We start from the raw sequence: 15722 nt of genomic DNA on the forward strand, positions 1-15722 counted from the left end.
CGAGAGTGCTGACGCTGTGAAGCTTGATTCGATGTACCAGGACGTGATCCTGGACCACTACAAGCACCCGCAAGGGCGCGGCCTGCGGGACGGCGACGCGGAGGTGCACCATGTCAATCCCACGTGCGGCGACGAGATCACGCTGCGCGTGAAGCTTGACGGCGAGACGATCGAGGACGTCAGTTACGAGGGCCAGGGCTGCTCGATCAGCCAGGCCAGCGCCTCCGTGCTGTTCGAACTGCTGGTCGGCAAGGAACTGGCCGACGCCCGCAAGGTCCAGGAGCTGTTCTTGGAGCTGATGCAGTCCAAGGGCCAGCTCGAGCCGGACGACGCGATGGAGGAGGTGCTGGAGGACGCGGTGGCGTTCGCCGGTGTCTCCAAGTACCCCGCACGCGTGAAGTGTGCTCTGCTGAGTTGGATGGCGTGGAAGGACGCGACCGCGCAGGCGCTGTCCGGCGACGGCGCGAAGGAGACGGCATGAGCGAGAACGAGACCACCACGACCAAGCCCGCCACCGAGGACGAGGTCCGCGAGGCGCTCTACGACGTGGTCGACCCCGAGCTGGGCATCGACGTGGTCAACCTCGGCCTGGTCTACGGCATCCACGTCGATGACTCCAACGTCGCGACCCTGGACATGACGTTGACCTCGGCGGCCTGCCCGCTGACCGACGTGATCGAGGACCAGGCCAAGTCCGCGACCGACGGCATCGTCAACGACCTGAAGATCAACTGGGTCTGGATGCCGCCGTGGGGCCCCGACAAGATCACCGACGACGGTCGGGAGCAGCTGAGGGCGCTCGGCTTCAACGTCTGACCCCAGCACCCCGAATACGACCCCCGCGCCCCGCGCGGGGGTCGTTTCGTGTGCGTTCACCCTCCGTTTATGTACGACCGTACACAACGATGCGTACACTCGTACACATGGAGTACATAACGCTGGGCGGCGCCATCTGTGCCGAGGTGCTGGGGACCACGTCGATGAAGTTCAGCCACGGCTTCACCCGGCTGTGGCCCTCGCTGGGGACGCTGGTCGGGTATCTGGTGGCGTTCGCGCTGCTGGCGCAGACGCTGAAGACCATGCAGGTCGGCACGGCATACGCGATCTGGGCCGGGGTAGGGACAGCCGCGGTGGCCGTCATCGGGATGGCCTTTCTCGGCGAGGCCGCGAACCTCGCCAAGCTGATGGGAGTCGCCCTGGTGATCGCCGGAGTCGTCGTGCTCAATCTGGGAGGGGCGCACTGAGATGGCCCGGCGGTACGACCCCGAGCGGCGGCAGCGGATCATCGACGCGGCGATCCGGGTGGTGGGCGAACGCGGTATCGCCGGGCTCAGCCACCGCGCGGTGGCCGCGGCGGCCGACGTACCGCTCGGGTCGACCACGTACCACTTCGCCACCCTGGACGACCTGCTGGTCGCCGCGCTGCGGCAGACCAACACGGCGCTGTTCACCGACCTCGGGCAGCGGGTGGCCCGGATCGCCCCGGACGCCGACCTGGCGGCCGAACTCGCCGATCTGGTGGGTGAGTTGCTCACCGAGCAGCGGGACCGCAGCGTCCTTGAGTACGAGATCTATCTGACCGCGCTGCGCCGCGCCCCGGTCCGCCCGATCGCCGCGGAGAGCGTGGACGGCATGGTCGACGTCCTCACCCCGCGCACCGGAGCGGCCACCGCGCGGGCGCTGGTCGCGCTGATCGACGGGCTCTCGCTCCAGGTGCTGCTCACCGGTCGCGACTACGACCGGGAACAGGCCCGCGCGATGATCGCCCGGCTCCTCGACTGACCCACCGCACCACGGCTTCGCGGAATGGATCTTCCGGCATCCGGGCCGGTTGGGCATCGCCCGCGGCCAGCGACTAGCGTTCGGTGCATGACTGAAACGACTGCCACGACGCCCTCCCGCGCCACCGGCGCCGCCGCGGCCGGGCTCGCCACCATTGCCGCCGACGGAACCGTGCTGGACACCTGGTTCCCGGCCCCCGAACTCGTCGCCGAGCCCGGCCCGGCCGGGACCGAGCGGCTGTCCGCCGAGCGCGCCGCCGAACTGCTGGGCGAGACCGCGCCCAACGCCCTCGGGTCCGACCCGCGGCGCGGGGTCGAGGTCGTCGCGGTCCGTACGGTCATCGCCTCGCTCGACGACAAGCCGCTTGACGCGCACGACGCGTACCTGCGGCTCCACTTGCTCAGCCACCGCCTGGTCCGCCCCAACGGACAGAACCTGGACGGCATCTTCGGCCTGCTGGCCAACGTCGCCTGGACCTCCCTCGGCCCGGTGCCGGTGGACAACATCGAGCGCGCCCGGCTCGCTGCCCGCGCCGAGGGCCAGCACCTGTCGGTGTACGGCGTCGACAAGTTCCCGCGGATGACCGACTACGTGGCCCCGTCTGGCGTGCGCATCGCCGACGCCGACCGGGTACGGCTCGGCGCCCACCTCGCCGCGGGCACCACCGTGATGCACGAGGGCTTCTGCAACTTCAACGCGGGCACCCTGGGCACCTCCATGGTCGAGGGCCGGATCAGCCAGGGCGTGGTGGTCGGCGACGGCTCCGACATCGGCGGCGGCGCCTCGATCATGGGCACCCTCTCCGGCGGCGGCAAGCAGATCGTCTCGATCGGCGAGCGCTGCCTGCTGGGCGCCGAGGCGGGCCTGGGCATCTCGCTCGGCGACGACTGCGTGGTCGAGGCGGGCCTGTACGTCACCGCGGGCACCCGGGTCACCCTGCCGGACGGCCAGGTGGTCAAGGCCCTTGAGCTGTCCGGCGCGGACAACCTGCTGTTCCGCCGCAACTCCATGACCGGCACGGTCGAGGCGCTGCCGCGCACCGGCTCGTGGGGCGGTCTGAACGCGGTGCTGCACAGCCACAACTGACGTACGCCGTAAGCGGGTCGCGGCGCCGTTCGCCTCGGTCCGGCGCCGCGACCCGCCGCCGTCAGGACTCCGCCAGCTCGAAGGACTTCTTGCCGTCCAGCGTCTCGCGGATGATGTCGGCGTGGCCCCAGTGCCGGGCCACCTCCTCGATGAGGTGCAGCAGGATCCACCGCGCCGAGCGCTTGGTGTCCGGCGGGAACCACGGCATCCGCAGGGGGACCGTGACCCCCAGGTCCGGCAGCGCCCGTACGATCTCCTCGGTCTCCCGGGCCACCGCCTCGTAGGCCTTGAGCACCCCGGCCAGCCTCTCGCCCTCGACCAGCCGGAAGGAGTCCGCCCAGTTGGACTGGTCGCGCTGGGGCAGCTCGTCCCGGCGGCCGTCGAGCGTGCCGACGATCCAGTTGCGCTCGACCTCCATGTTGTGCTTGATCAGCCCGCCGATCGACAGCGAACTCGCGGTCGGAGTCGCGCTCACTTGTTCGTCGGTCAGCCCCCGCGCCGCGCGGCGCAGTCCGGCGCGCTGTGCCTCCAGGAAGGTCAGCAGCCCTTCGCGCTCATCGCCCACCTCGTCAACCAGATTCGGCATCCCCCATCACCTTTCTGTTGTCCGTCGGCCTCTTCGCGGGCCGTGGCAGGAGGAACACTACGGCTCAATGAGGTCAGCCACTGTCCGCATTGCGCGTTCGCATTCCGTAAGAAGAGGCTCGCGTACCGTAGTGTGCGTTGCGGATCGGGGTAACAGGGGTCCAGAAGGAGTGAAGCGGGCCGCGGCCCGCGCCGTGCGTCTAGGCTGGGACGCGAGCGCTCGCGCGCCTTACGGATTCCGGTCCCGGTACCGGTCCTGATCTCGTACGAGGAGAACACCCCCCATGGCTGCTGACAGCCGCGACATGCCGCCGGTGCGGCTGCTTCCCGACGCCGAACTCGCGCGGCACGCGCTCGCCGCGCCGCTGTTCCAACGGGCGGTGCGGCTCGCCCGCTGGGCCGCGCCGCAGGTGCGCATCGACGCGGCAGCCGAGCTGGCCCCCGACGAACTCGCCCGCGCGGTAACCGAGTTGGGGCTTGAGGGCGAGCCGGAGGGCGATGCCGAGGCCGCCGACGCCTGGGCGTTCGCCGTGGACACCGGCCTGGTCGAGGCGGAGCTCGCCGACGAGGCGGACCGGGCCGGGCGGGGCGGAACGGCCGTGCCCGGCAAGGCACTTGAACTGCTCAGCCGCGGCGGGCCGCGGGACGTGCTGGAGCTGTGGCGGACCGGCCTTGACGCGGTGCTCGCCGAGGCCGCCGCGCCCGGCCTGCCCGAGCTGTACGACGACACGGACGGCGAGGGCGCCCGGCCGGAACCCGGCTGGGACCCGGAGGAGGAGGCCGAGTTCCTGGACGGGGCGCTCGCCAACCTCTATCTGCTGACCGCCATCGAGGCGTTCGAGTCCGCCTCGAACGGCGACGCCTCCGCCGCAAGGCCGGTACCGCTGCCCGTGCTGGCCGCCTCGATGGTGGTCCCGGAGCACATGGAGGTGCCGACCGACGCCGCGCTGGAGGAGGTGTCGGAGGCGATGATGCGCCTTGACGACCACTTCCGGCTGCTCGCCCCCACCGGTGCGGTCGACTACCACCCGGTGGACGACGCGCTGATCTCGGACGAGCCCGAAGATCCGGGATCCTCACGGGAGTTGCCCGAGGAACTGGGTGAGGAGGAGGTCTCCCGGTACGGGATGGTGCGGCTCACTCCGCTGGGTGTCCTGGGCGTACGAGACCGGCTGACCGACGCCGGGGTAGGCGCCCCCGCCGTGGGCGACCTCGCCGGGCAGGACGCCGCCGTGCTGCTGGACGCGTTGGTGGGCTACCCCGAGGCGGCGGCGTACGCGGAGGGCGAGCAGTGGCTGGCGGCGCGCCAGCCGGTGGACGCCGCCCGGGAACTGCTGGCCGCCGCGCGCGGCCGGGACCAGGGCGCGCCCGCGCGGCGGCTGGTCTGCCAGCAGACGCTGAGCCGGTTGGGCATCGAGGCCGAGCCCGCGCTGCGTGAGGTGCTGGACGACCGGGAGTTGGGCGGGCTCGCCCGGGTGTGGCTGGTGGAGCGGGCGGCGGCTGATGTGCCGTCGCCCGATGAGGAGATGGTCTTCTGGCTCACCGTCGACACCATCGCCGCGCAGCTCGACGTCGATGACGACCCCGAGTTGCTGCGGGACCTGGTGAACGATCTGGTGGCCCGGCACGACGGCTTCTTCGACGCGGCCTGGCGGGTCGATCACCCCTCGACCGCGGAGGTGTTGGAGGCGATGGGACGCTTGCATCCGGACCGCAAGACCGCCAAGGAGGCCCGCAAGGCAGCCTTCAAGGCCCGCTCCGCGGGCCGCTAACGCCGTCTCGGGGGCCTGCGCTTGGGGGTTGCGGTGGTTGCGCACCGCCGGTCTCCGCCGCGGTGGTTGCTCGCCGCTGCGGCGGGCTATTCGCCGGGGGCAAGCCCCGTGGCCTCAGTGCCGCCGCCACATCGGCGGGTCCGTGCAGAAGTGGCCGCCGAGGTAGACGCGGTCCGGATCGTCCGGCCCGGGTTCGCCCTGCTGGGCGATCAGGCCCGCCGCGAACGACTCCGAGTCGTCCAGCGGCTCGTAGCCGAGCGCTCGGGCGGATGAAAGGTCCCACCACAGCCGGGTGTTGGCGGAGCTGCCGTACACGACGGTGTGGCCCACGTGCTCGGCGGTCAGTGCCGCGTGGAACAGCCGGGCGGCGTCCGCCGGGCTCAGCCAGATGGACAGCATCCGCACCGTGGTCGGCTCGGGGAAGCAGGAGCCGATGCGCACCGAGACGGTCTCGATGCCGTGCCGGTCCCAGTACAGCTGGGCCAGGTCCTCACCGAACCCCTTGGACAGCCCGTAGTAGGTGTCCGGGCGGTGCGGGGTGTCGACCGGGATCAACTGACCGTCGCCGACCGGGAGTGGCGTGAAGCCGACCGCGTGGTTGCTGGAGGCGAAAACGATCCGCCGTACGCCTTCGGCGCGCGCCGCCTCGTAGAGGTTGAACGTGCCCTCGACGTTCGCCCGCAGGATTTCCTCGAACGGCGCCTCCACCGGGATCCCGGCGAGGTGCAGCACCGCGTCCACCCCGCGCACCGCCTCGCGCAGCGCGTCCTGATCGGCCAGATCCGCGGTGACGGCGTCCGGCTCGCCGGGGACCGGCGCCAGATCGAACAGCCGCAGCGCATACCCGTACCGCGGCAGCAACTCGCGCATCATGGTGCCGATGCTGCCCGCGGCACCGGTGAGCAGGAGGGTACGCGGAGTCGGCATCGGCGGCTCTCCTCGTTTCGGTCTGGTCTCTGCCGGATTCGGCCGGTGGGCTACGCGATGGCATGAGCGTTGATCTTCCTCGACCGGCTACCCTGGCGTGGCGTCGTTCACACATGCGCACATGAATCAGAACGCAGAACGATGGGGGTGTTCCGATGACCGCGGCACCGCTGGCCGACCGTCTCGACGGGCTGCTGTTCTTCCCCGTGACCGCCTACCGCGCCAGCGGCGAGGTGGACCTGGACGCCTACCGCGACCATGTGCGCCGCGGCGTCGAGGCGGGCGCGGGCGCGGTCTTCGCCTGCTGCGGCACCGGCGAGTTCCACGCGCTGACCCCCGAGGAGTTCCACGACTGCGTGGCCGCCGCGGTCGAGGTGGCCGCGGGCCGGGTGCCGGTGGTGGCGGGCACCGGGTACGGCACCGCGCTGGCCCTGCGATACGCCGCGCTCGCCGAACAGGCGGGCGCCGACGGGCTGCTCGCCCTGCCCCCGTACCTCGTGACTCCCGACCAGCAGGGGCTGTCGCGGCACTACACGGCGCTGGCCGCCGGTACCGGCCTCGACCTGATCGTCTACCAGCGCGACAACGCGGTCCTCACCCCGGACACCGTGGTGGAACTCGCCCGGGTGCCGAACATCATTGGCCTCAAGGACGGCATCGGCGACCTCGACCTGATGCAGCGCATCGTCAGCGCGGTGCGCACCGAACTGCCCGACCGCGACTTCCGGTACTTCAACGGCCTGCCCACCGCCGAACTCACCGGCCTCGCCTACCGCGGCGTCGGCGTCACGCTGTACTCCTCCGCCGTCTTCTGCTTCGCCCCCGAGATCGCCCTCGCCTTCCACCACGCGCTCACCACGGGCGACGACGCCACGGTCAACCGGCTGCTGGACGGCTTCTACCGGCCGCTGGCGGAACTGCGCGGCCAAGGCAAGGGGTACGCGGTGTCGCTGGTCAAGGCGGGGGTACGGCTGCGCGGCGGGCGGGTCGGTACGGTACGGCCGCCGTTGACCGAACCGTCGGCGGCGCACATCGAGCAGTTGCGACAACTGCTCGACAAAGGACTGGCGTTGGTGGGCGGCGGGCGGTGAGCCGCCCCAGGACATCGGTGTTCCGCTACCCATGGGACGTGCTGGGCGCCCCGAACGCGCCGCGCAGGGTCGCCCAACTCGCCGTCCAGCGGGTCACGGTACGTGACGCGCTCGCCACCCGCTGAACGGTTGGTGGGCGCTCCAACCCCTTATTCCTGACCGTCCTGGTTCCAACAGACCCACCCTCACGCCTTCGACCAGCCGTTTTCCGCTCGGATACTGGAACACATGGATCACCACGCCGAGCTGAGCGAGTTCCTGCGCTCCCGCCGCGCCCGTCTCACCCCGCCCGAGGCGGGAGTGCCGACGGACGGAGGACCGCGCAGGGTGCCGGGGCTGCGGCGCGAGGAGCTGGCCCGGCTGGCCGGGGTGAGCACCGACTACTACACGCGGCTGGAGCAGGGGCGCACCCCCAACTGCTCCGACGCGGTGCTGGACGCGGTGGCCCGGGCGCTGCGGTTGAGCGACACCGAACGGGTCTACCTCTTCGAGCTGGCCCGCCCCAAACGCACCCGCCGCCGCCCGGTGGTCCGCCCGCAGCGGGTCCGCCCCGGGGTGCACCGGATGCTGGAGACCCTGGACGGGCACGCTCCGGCGTTCGTCCTCGGCCGCCAACTGGACGTGCTGGCCGCCAACCGGCTGGCCCGCGCGCTGATCACCGACTTCGACGCGCTGCCGCAACGGCAGCGGAACATGGCCCGGCACATGTTCCTCGACGAGTCCGCGCGCGAGCTGTACGTCGACTGGGAGGCCTGCGCGGCCGAGACCGTGGGCGCCCTGCGGCTGCTCGCCGCACGCCACCCCGACGACCCCCGGCTGACCGACCTGGTGGGCGAACTGAGCATCAAGAGCCCGCAGTTCCGCACCTGGTGGGCCGACCACAACGTGCGCGAACGCACCCACGGCAGCAAGCGCTACCACCACCCGGTCGTCGGCGACCTCACCGTCGCCTACGAGTCCATGACCTTCCCCGGGGACCCCGACCAGACGATGTTCGTCTACACCGTCGAGCCCGGCTCCCCTTCCGAAACAGCCCTGCGGCTACTCGCCAACTGGACGGCGGGCAACGCACCGCAGGCCGCACCATCCACGGCATCCGCCACGCAAGGAGACACCCCCCGATGACGACCAACGTCACCGCCTACGCCGCACCCGCCGCCAAGGCCCCGCTGGAGCGCACCACGATCCCGCGCCGCGCGGTGGGCGAGCACGACGTTCTGATCGAGATCAAGTACGCGGGCATCTGCCACTCCGACATCCACCAGGCCCGCGACGAGTGGGGCGGCGCCACCTTCCCGATGGTGCCCGGCCACGAGATCGCCGGAATCGTCGCCGAGGTCGGCTCCGGCGTCACCAAGTACGCCGTGGGCGACCGGGTCGGCGTCGGCTGCATGGTCGACTCCTGCCGGGAGTGCGACAACTGCCGTGCGGGACAGGAGCAGTACTGCACCGGCGGCGGCATGATCGGCACGTACAACGCCACCGGCCGGGACGGCGAGCCGACGTACGGCGGCTACAGCACCCACATCGTGGTGGACGAGGCGTACGTGCTGCGCATCCCCGAGGGCGTCGCGCTGGACGCGGCCGCTCCGCTGCTGTGCGCGGGCATCACCGTGTACTCGCCGCTGCGGCACTGGAACGCCGGTCCCGGCAAGAAGGTCGCCGTCGTCGGCATGGGCGGCCTCGGCCACATGGCCGTCAAGATCGCGCACGCGCTGGGCGCCGAGGTCACCGTGCTCAGCCAGTCGCTGCGCAAGAAGGACGACGGGCTGAAGCTGGGCGCCGACCACTTCCACGCCACCAGCGACCCTGCCACCTTCCAGGAACTGGCGGGCAGCTTCGACCTGATCGTCAACACGGTCTCCGCCAATCTCGACGTGGACGCCTTCTTGGGGCTGCTGAAGCTGGACGGCGCCATGGTGAACGTCGGCGCGCCGGAGAACCCCAGCTCGTTCAACGTCTTCTCGCTGCTCACCGCGCGGCGCACGCTCGCCGGTTCGATGATCGGCGGCATCCGGGAGACCCAGGAGATGCTGGACTTCTGCGCCGAGCACGGTCTCGGCGCGGAGATCGAGTTGATCGGCGCCGACCAGATCAACGAGGCCTACGAGCGGGTACTGGCCAGCGACGTGCGGTACCGCTTCGTGATCGACATCGCCTCGCTGCGCGACTGATCCACGGGCCGGGCACGGCCTCCCGAGGCCAAGTTCTTATCGCCTTAACGGGGTTCGGGGGCCTGCCCCCGAAGAAGTCCCCGCCGCGACGGTGAGCAGCCCCCGCGGCGGGGACCGGCGGTGTTCGCGCTCACCGCGACCGAGCGCACCGCACCGTCAGAGTCACCATCGGCAGGTCGAACTCGCCGGAAGCGGTCTCCGGCCGTGACGCCAGATACTCGCGGACGCGCCCCAGCAGGGCCGCTCGTTCGCCGGGCGGGACGACCAGGGTGTGCGAGTGGGTGCCGATCGTGGCGGTCAGGGAGTCGGCGGTACGGCGGTGGGCGTGCGGGAACTCCGCGAGCTCCCAGCCGCCGAACGCCGGATGCGCGGGCAGCTTGCGCTGGTTGTACCCCTTGGCGCTGGACGCCTCGCCGCGGGCCACCTTCTGCAGCCCCGCGATCCACTCGACCCGGTCGTCGTCCCGGTTCCACAGCGCTGCCAGCACCCCGCCGGGGCGCAGCACGCGGGCGATCTCGGGCAGTGCGCGGTCGTGGTCGAACCAGTGGAACGCCTGGCCCACCAGGACCGCGTCGAACGAGGCGTCCGGCGCCGGTATGGCCTCCGCCGTGCCCTGACGCGCGTCCACCTGCGGCGTCCGGCGCCGCAGCTCGGCGAGCATCCCGGCGTCCGGCTCCACCGCCGTCACCTCCAGGCCGCACCGGAGCAGCACCTCGGTCAACTTGCCGGTGCCCGCGCCGAGATCGAGCACCCTCAGCCCCAGCCGGTCGGCCACGGGCTCGACCGCCCACTCCACCGCGGCCCGCGGATAGTCCGGCCGGTGCTCGGCGTACGCGCTGGCATGCTCGCCGAACGAACTGGCCCGCCGGGCATGCAGGTTCTGGTCCTGAGCGTCATCAGTCATGGCAGGACTCTAGGATCAACGGCCTGAGTCGGCCGCTCGATTACAGCCGCCGAGTGGCCAGCGTCAGCCGGTCGCGGGCGTCGAACAGGGCGTCCTTGATCATCTGCTCGTGGGCCGTGGTGAGCCGGGCCACCGGCACCGAGCAACTGATCGCGTCCCGCGCGGGCGTGCGGTAGGGGATCGCGACACCGAAGCAGCGCAGGCCCAGGGTGTTCTCCTCGCGGTCCACCGCGTACCCGTGCTCGCGGACCGTCCGCAACTCCTCGATCAGCCGCTCGCGGTCGGTGATGGTGTGCTCGGTCAGCGGATCCAGCTTCTCCGGCAGCATCTGGCGTACCTGCTCGTCGGTGTGGGTGGCCAGCAGCGCCTTGCCCAACGAGGTGCTGTACGCGGGCAGTCGGCGGCCCACCCGGGTGAACGGCCGCAGATAGTGCTGGGATTGACGGGTCGCCAGGTACACCACGTCAGTGCCGTCGAGCCGGGCGAGGTGGATGGTCTCGGTGGTCTCGTCGGAGAGCCGGTCGAGGGTGGGGCGGGCGGCGGCCACCACCTCGTCGCCGTCGATGTACGAGGTGCCGACCAGCAGGGCGCGCACCCCGATGCCGTAGCGGGTGCCGGTGGCGTCCGTCTCGATCCAGCCGAGGTCGACCAGGGTGCGCAGCAGCATGTAGAGGCTGGACTTGGGGTAACCGACGGCTTCCTGCACGGCCGCGAGGCTGTGCATACCGGGGCGGCCCGCGAAGAACTCCAGCAGCTCCACCGTACGGACCGCGGACTTGACCTGGGACCCGCCGCCCTCGCCCGTAACCATGATCCGAACCCCTCTTGTCCGAGTCGGGCGCCGCCAGTGCGCACCCCACAGGATTCACGAACGAAGACGGCGTTCACTCTACCGAACAGACGATGTTCCGGTTGAGCGAGCCGTGGAGGCATAACCGCCAGTTGCGGGCCTCCGCCGACGTGGTGGACGAAGTACCAGGCACCCCGGCCGCGCTGCTGCCGCCGCAACTGCGGGACCGGCGACCCGCTCGGCATGCCGCGACGCGTCGACGGTCAGCGCTACCCATGAGTCGGCCGTGGGGTGTGGCTATCCTGGGCGCCGCTCGGGCCTACCGCAACACAGCCGCACAGAAAGAGACCGCCTGCCGTGTCTCATCGCACGAACCGCACCCTGCTCCGCCCCGCCGCCGCCGTCGCGCTCACCGCCGCCCTGGGCCTCACGCTCGCCGCGTGCGGCTCGGGCGGCAGCGCCTCCGGCAAGACCGCCGCCAGCGCCGCCGCACCGCAGAGCGCTGGCCGGACCGCTGTCCCGGCCGCCCCCCGCACCACCGCGCAGGGCCGTACCACCCTGCCGCCGTGGGATGCCCCCAGTGACGCCAGCGCCCGGGCCAAGGCCGCCCAGCTGCCGATGCTGGGCGCCGAGGGCCAGGTGATGCACATCCACACGCACCTGGACATCCTCGTGGGCGGGCAGCCGGTGACCGTCCCCGCGTACATCGGCATCGACATGAAGCAGCAGCGGATCAGCCCGCTGCACACCCACACCCCCGACGGGGTGATCCACATCGAGTCGCCGGTGAAGGCCGACTTCACCCTCGGCCAGTTCATGACCGAATGGAACGTCGCGCTGAGCGCCGACCAGCTCGGCGGGCTGAAGGCGGGCGGCGGCAAGGAACTGCGCGCCTACGTCAACGGCAAGCAGATCAAGGGCGATCCCGCCGCGATCGTGCTCAAGGCACACGACGAGATCGCCCTTGTCTACGGTCCGGCGGGCCAGCAGGTGAAGGTCCCCAACACCTTCAACTGGCCCGCCGGAGAGTGAGCCTCACCGCACCGGCGTGAAGTCCCGTGCCCCGATGAAGTCGGGGCGCGGCGCCGGGGCCGCGAACGGTTCGACCGCGGTGTTCTCCACGCTGTTGAACACGATGAACACGTTGCTGCGCGGGAACGGGGTGATGTTGTCGCCGGAACCGTGCATGCAGTTGCAGTCGAACCAGGTCGCCGAACCGGCCGGGCCGGTGAACAGCTTGATGCCGTGCCGCCCGGCCAGTTCGGTCAGCGCCTCGTTCGACGGGGTGCCCGCCTCCTGCATCTGCAGCGACCGCTTGTAGTTGTCCTTCGGCGTCACGCCCGCGCAGCCGACGAACGTACGGTGCGAGCCGGGCATGATCATCAGGCCGCCGTTGGTGTCGTGGTTCTCGGTCAGCGCGATCGACACCGACACCGTGCGCATCCTCGGCAGACCGTCCTCGGCGTGCCAGGTCTCGAAGTCCGAGTGCCAGTAGAAGCCGCTGGCGCCGAAGCCCGGCTTGACGTTGACCCGGCTCTGGTGGACGTACACCTCGGAGCCGAGGATCTGCCGGGCGCGGTCGAGCACCCGCGGGTCGCGGACCAGTTCGGCGAAGACCTCGCTGATCTTGTGCACCTCGAAGACCGAGCGGATGTCCTGGGACTTCGGTTCTATGATGGCCCGTTCGTCGGCTCGGACCGCCGGATCGGCGAGCAGCCGGTCCAACTCGGCGCGGTAATGCGCCACTTCCTCCGGCGTCAGCAGCCGGTCCACCGTCAAGAACCCGTCGCGGTCGTAGCCGCGCAGCTCGGACGGCTGGATCGGGCCCGACACGCCGGGGGTCGCCCACACCACCGGGTCCTGGCGCGGGGTGCTGACTTCGGCGGTGCCTCGGGTCGGGTACAGGTCGGTTATCGTCGTCATCGCTCAGTCCTCCTCCGTCAGCAGCGGGTACACACCGTTCTCGTCGTGCTGCTCGCGGCCGGTGACCGGCGGGTTGAACACGCACAGGCAGCGGAAGTCGGTCTTCGGCCGCATGGTGTGCTTCTCGTGGCCGTTGAGCAGGTACATCGTGCCGGGCGTGATCCAGTGCTTCTCGCCGGTCTCCTCGTTGGTGAGCTCGGCCTCACCCTCCACGCAGACGACGGCCTCGATGTGGTTGGCGTACCACATCCTCGTCTCGGTACCCGCGTACATCACGGTCTCGTGCAGGGAGAAGCCGACGCGTTCCCCGGCCAGGACGATGCGCTTGCTCTCCCAGGTGCCCGAGGCGGCCTTCACATGGCGGTCGGTGCCTTCGAGTTCCTTGAACGATCGGACGATCACGGTGGTGCGGTGCCTTTCTTCGGAGGGGCCGTTACGCGGTCTCGCGGACGGCACGGGCGAGGGTGCGCAGCCCCTCGTCCAGTTCGTCGGGGGTGATGGTCAGCGCGGGCAGCAGTTTGACGACCTCGCTCTCCGGGCCCGAGGTCTCCAGCAGCATCCCCAGCTCGAAGGCCCGGGCGCAGACATCGCCCGCTCGCCGCTTGTCGGCGAACTCCAGGCCCCAGACCAGGCCGCGCCCACGGAATTCGACGCCGGAGTGTCGGTGCTCGCGGACGATCTCGCCCAGTGCGGCCTCGATCTGCTCGCCGCGGGCCAGCGTCTGCTTCTCCATCTGGCCGTCCGCCCAATAGGTGTCCAGCGCGGCGGTGGCCGTGACGAACGCCGGGTTGTTGCCGCGGAAGGTGCCGTTGTGCTCGCCGGGCTCCCACAGGTCCAGCTCGGGCTTGAACAGCGTCAGCGACATCGGCAGGCCGTAGCCGCTGATGGACTTCGACAGGGTGACGATGTCCGGCTCGATCCCGGCCTCCTCGAAGGAGAAGAACGGACCGGTACGGCCGCAGCCCATCTGGATGTCGTCCACGATCAGCAGCATGTCGCGGCGCTTGCACAGCTCGGCGAGGCCGCGCAGCCACTCGGCGCGGGCCACGTTGATGCCGCCCTCGCCCTGGATGGTCTCCACGATCACCGCGGCGGGCTGGTTGAGGCCCGAACCCTGGTCCGCCAGCAGCCGCTCGAACCACAGGAAGTCAGGGACCTGCCCGTCGAGGTAGTGGTCGAACGGCATCGGGGTGCCGTGCACCAGCGGGATCCCGGCACCCGCCCGTTTGAAGGCGTTGCCGGTCACCGCGAGCGAGCCCAGCGACATGCCGTGGAAGGCGTTGGTGAACGACACGATCGCCTCCCGCCCCTTGGCCTTGCGGGCCAGTTTCAGCGCCGCCTCCACGGCGTTGGTGCCGGTGGGGCCGGGGAACATCACCTTGTAGTCGAGGTCCCGCGGGCGCAGCACCACGTCCTGGAAGGTGCTGAGGAAGGCGCGTTTGGCCGTGGTGCTCATGTCCAGGCCGTGGGTGATCCCGTCGCGTTCCAGGTAGTCGAGCAGTGCGCGCTTCAACACCGGGTTGTTGTGGCCGTAGTTGAGCGCGCCCGCCCCGGAGAAGAAGTCCAGGTAGCTGTGTCCGTCCTCGTCGTGGATCCGGCTGCCCTGCGCGCGGTCGAACACCGCGGGCCAGCCGCGGCAGTAGCTGCGCACCTCGGACTCAAGAGACTCGAAGACACTGAGTGCGGGCGGGGTGATGGTCACCGTATAGGCTCCTTAGTGGGGGCCTGGGGGCGTTGCCCCAGAAGAAATCCTCATCGCGCGGTCAGGAGCAGGGGCCCGGGGGCGGCAGCCGCCGGAGCGGGCCCCTTCACCGGGAGGGCCGCAGGGGGCCGATCCGGTAGAGAACCTCCGTGCCGTGGCCGTCGGGGAACTGACCGTCGTCGAACAGCACTTCGCGCTCTATCGGTGCGCCGTGCCGCTCGCCGTACGCGGTGAACAGCCGGTTGGAGGCGTGGTTGTCAGGGGTGATCGTGGTCTCGACGCGGTCGATGCCGAGGCCGGTGACCCGTTCGGTCAGCCCGTCGAGCATCGCGGTGGCGAGCCCCCGGCCGCGGTACGCGTGGTCCACCGCCACCTGCCAGACGACCAGGGTCCCGGGCCGCTCGGGGCGGACGTAGCCGGTCACGAACCCCACCGGCTCACCGCGGCCGTCCCGGGCCACCACCGAGGTGCGGGCGAAGTCCCGGCACCACAGCAGGTAGCTGTACGACGAGTTGAGGTCCAGCGCCTTGGAGTCACGGGCGATGCGCCAGATCGCGGCACCGTCGTCCACGGTGGGCACATCCAGTCGGCAAGGGGAATTCGAGGTCTTCACGGCTTCGCGTACAAGGTCGTCTTGTGCGGCGGTCATGCGGATTGAATTTACCGAGATCAAAAGTGAAATGCATCGGCCTTCGGGGTTACCCCGGGCGCTGGAATGTGTTATCGCGCGCACGCGACCCGGCACGCAAACAGAGCAACAGGAGTGGAGTTTTGCCCGGATATACCCGGGCAAAACGGAATGCGTGTGGAGTCCGTCACAACTCCATAACACGGTTGAGATCCGCTGGACTCGGGTCATCGGGTTTAGCGGAATCTTGGTGTTTAGCCCTGGAGAGGCTGGGCAGAAGAAGACGGGAGAATGCCGTGTGAATAATTCCCGAAGTATTCCGGGAAGTCTGCCGCAGAAATGATTCAGCGTCCAGTGG

18 protein-coding genes are annotated in these 15722 nt (G+C 70.4%); 10 read left to right on the forward strand and 8 right to left on the reverse strand.

The features are described from left to right. Nucleotides 1-16 precede the first annotated feature (16 nt). From sufU to dapD, 5 genes are all read left to right on the forward strand, one after another. The gene (gene sufU, locus NON19_RS23625) at nucleotides 17-481 is read left to right on the forward strand and encodes a Fe-S cluster assembly sulfur transfer protein SufU (protein WP_255931015.1); all 465 of its coding nucleotides are present in this window, start codon (nucleotides 17-19) and stop codon (nucleotides 479-481) included. Then, nucleotides 478-816: a metal-sulfur cluster assembly factor gene (locus NON19_RS23630; protein WP_255931017.1), complete on the forward strand. Its 339-nt coding sequence runs from the start codon at nucleotides 478-480 to the stop codon at nucleotides 814-816. The genes sufU and NON19_RS23630 overlap by 4 nt, the downstream gene beginning before the upstream one ends. 107 nt (nucleotides 817-923) lie before the next feature. Next, nucleotides 924-1244 carry a DMT family transporter gene (locus tag NON19_RS23635; RefSeq protein WP_255931019.1) on the forward strand — a complete coding sequence of 107 codons (321 nt, stop codon included), beginning with the start codon at nucleotides 924-926 and terminating at the stop codon, nucleotides 1242-1244. 1 nt (nucleotide 1245) lies between these two features. After that, a complete protein-coding gene (locus tag NON19_RS23640) occupies nucleotides 1246-1782 on the forward strand; it encodes a TetR/AcrR family transcriptional regulator (RefSeq protein ID WP_255931021.1) in 537 nt (178 codons plus the stop codon). 87 nt (nucleotides 1783-1869) lie between these two features. After that, nucleotides 1870-2868: a 2,3,4,5-tetrahydropyridine-2,6-dicarboxylate N-succinyltransferase gene (gene dapD / locus NON19_RS23645; RefSeq protein WP_255931023.1), complete on the forward strand. Its 999-nt coding sequence runs from the start codon at nucleotides 1870-1872 to the stop codon at nucleotides 2866-2868. Between the two features lie 61 nt (nucleotides 2869-2929). Here the strand turns inward: dapD and NON19_RS23650 are convergent, their stop codons facing one another. Further along, complete coding sequence (locus NON19_RS23650) at nucleotides 2930-3454, reverse strand: DinB family protein (RefSeq protein ID WP_255931025.1); 525 nt, start codon at nucleotides 3452-3454, stop codon at nucleotides 2930-2932. A gap of 283 nt (nucleotides 3455-3737) precedes the next feature. Here NON19_RS23650 and NON19_RS23655 point away from each other — a divergent pair, with 283 nt between their 5' ends. Next, nucleotides 3738-5225, forward strand: a complete 1488-nt coding sequence (locus NON19_RS23655; RefSeq protein WP_255931027.1) for a hypothetical protein — start codon at nucleotides 3738-3740, stop codon at nucleotides 5223-5225. Between the two features lie 114 nt (nucleotides 5226-5339). On the opposite strand, the gene NON19_RS23660 is transcribed toward NON19_RS23655, so the two are convergent. Then, on the reverse strand, nucleotides 5340-6152 hold the full coding sequence (locus NON19_RS23660) for an NAD-dependent epimerase/dehydratase family protein (protein ID WP_255931029.1): 813 nt from the start codon (nucleotides 6150-6152) through the stop codon (nucleotides 5340-5342). A 155-nt stretch (nucleotides 6153-6307) separates the two neighbouring features. Here NON19_RS23660 and NON19_RS23665 point away from each other — a divergent pair, with 155 nt between their 5' ends. From NON19_RS23665 to NON19_RS23675, 3 genes are all read left to right on the forward strand, one after another. Beyond that, on the forward strand, nucleotides 6308-7243 hold the full coding sequence (locus tag NON19_RS23665; protein ID WP_255931031.1) for a 5-dehydro-4-deoxyglucarate dehydratase: 936 nt from the start codon (nucleotides 6308-6310) through the stop codon (nucleotides 7241-7243). Between the two features lie 228 nt (nucleotides 7244-7471). Further along, entirely contained in the window at nucleotides 7472-8368 is an 897-nt protein-coding gene (locus NON19_RS23670) for a helix-turn-helix transcriptional regulator (protein ID WP_255931033.1), read from the forward strand. Continuing rightward, nucleotides 8365-9417 carry an NAD(P)-dependent alcohol dehydrogenase gene (locus NON19_RS23675; RefSeq protein WP_255931035.1) on the forward strand — a complete coding sequence of 351 codons (1053 nt, stop codon included), beginning with the start codon at nucleotides 8365-8367 and terminating at the stop codon, nucleotides 9415-9417. The genes NON19_RS23670 and NON19_RS23675 overlap by 4 nt, the downstream gene beginning before the upstream one ends. A 130-nt stretch (nucleotides 9418-9547) precedes the next feature. Here NON19_RS23675 and NON19_RS23680 read toward each other — a convergent pair whose 3' ends face one another. Continuing rightward, nucleotides 9548-10321 (reverse strand): class I SAM-dependent methyltransferase, encoded by a 774-nt coding sequence (locus NON19_RS23680; protein ID WP_255931037.1) that lies wholly within the window; start codon nucleotides 10319-10321, stop codon nucleotides 9548-9550. Nucleotides 10322-10361: 40 nt separating this feature from the next. Continuing rightward, nucleotides 10362-11132: an IclR family transcriptional regulator gene (locus NON19_RS23685; protein ID WP_255931039.1), complete on the reverse strand. Its 771-nt coding sequence runs from the start codon at nucleotides 11130-11132 to the stop codon at nucleotides 10362-10364. A 336-nt stretch (nucleotides 11133-11468) separates the two neighbouring features. Here NON19_RS23685 and NON19_RS23690 point away from each other — a divergent pair, with 336 nt between their 5' ends. Continuing rightward, the gene (locus tag NON19_RS23690) at nucleotides 11469-12143 is read left to right on the forward strand and encodes a hypothetical protein (RefSeq protein WP_255931042.1); all 675 of its coding nucleotides are present in this window, start codon (nucleotides 11469-11471) and stop codon (nucleotides 12141-12143) included. A 3-nt stretch (nucleotides 12144-12146) separates the two neighbouring features. On the opposite strand, the gene thpD is transcribed toward NON19_RS23690, so the two are convergent. The 4 genes from thpD to ectA all read right to left on the reverse strand — a co-directional run bounded on the left by thpD (nucleotide 12147) and on the right by ectA (nucleotide 15385). Further along, nucleotides 12147-13034, reverse strand: a complete 888-nt coding sequence (gene thpD / locus NON19_RS23695; protein WP_255931044.1) for an ectoine hydroxylase — start codon at nucleotides 13032-13034, stop codon at nucleotides 12147-12149. Between the two features lie 3 nt (nucleotides 13035-13037). Beyond that, nucleotides 13038-13436, reverse strand: coding sequence for an ectoine synthase (locus tag NON19_RS23700; RefSeq protein ID WP_255931046.1), 399 nt, complete (start codon nucleotides 13434-13436; stop codon nucleotides 13038-13040). Between the two features lie 31 nt (nucleotides 13437-13467). Next, entirely contained in the window at nucleotides 13468-14736 is a 1269-nt protein-coding gene (gene ectB, locus NON19_RS23705) for a diaminobutyrate--2-oxoglutarate transaminase (protein ID WP_255931048.1), read from the reverse strand. A 106-nt stretch (nucleotides 14737-14842) separates the two neighbouring features. Continuing rightward, nucleotides 14843-15385, reverse strand: a complete 543-nt coding sequence (ectA, locus tag NON19_RS23710) for a diaminobutyrate acetyltransferase (protein WP_255931050.1) — start codon at nucleotides 15383-15385, stop codon at nucleotides 14843-14845. Nucleotides 15386-15722 lie beyond the last annotated feature (337 nt).

Origin of the sequence: Streptantibioticus rubrisoli, from assembly GCF_024436055.1 — a bacterium.
GTDB lineage: Bacteria > Actinomycetota > Actinomycetes > Streptomycetales > Streptomycetaceae > Streptantibioticus_A > Streptantibioticus_A rubrisoli.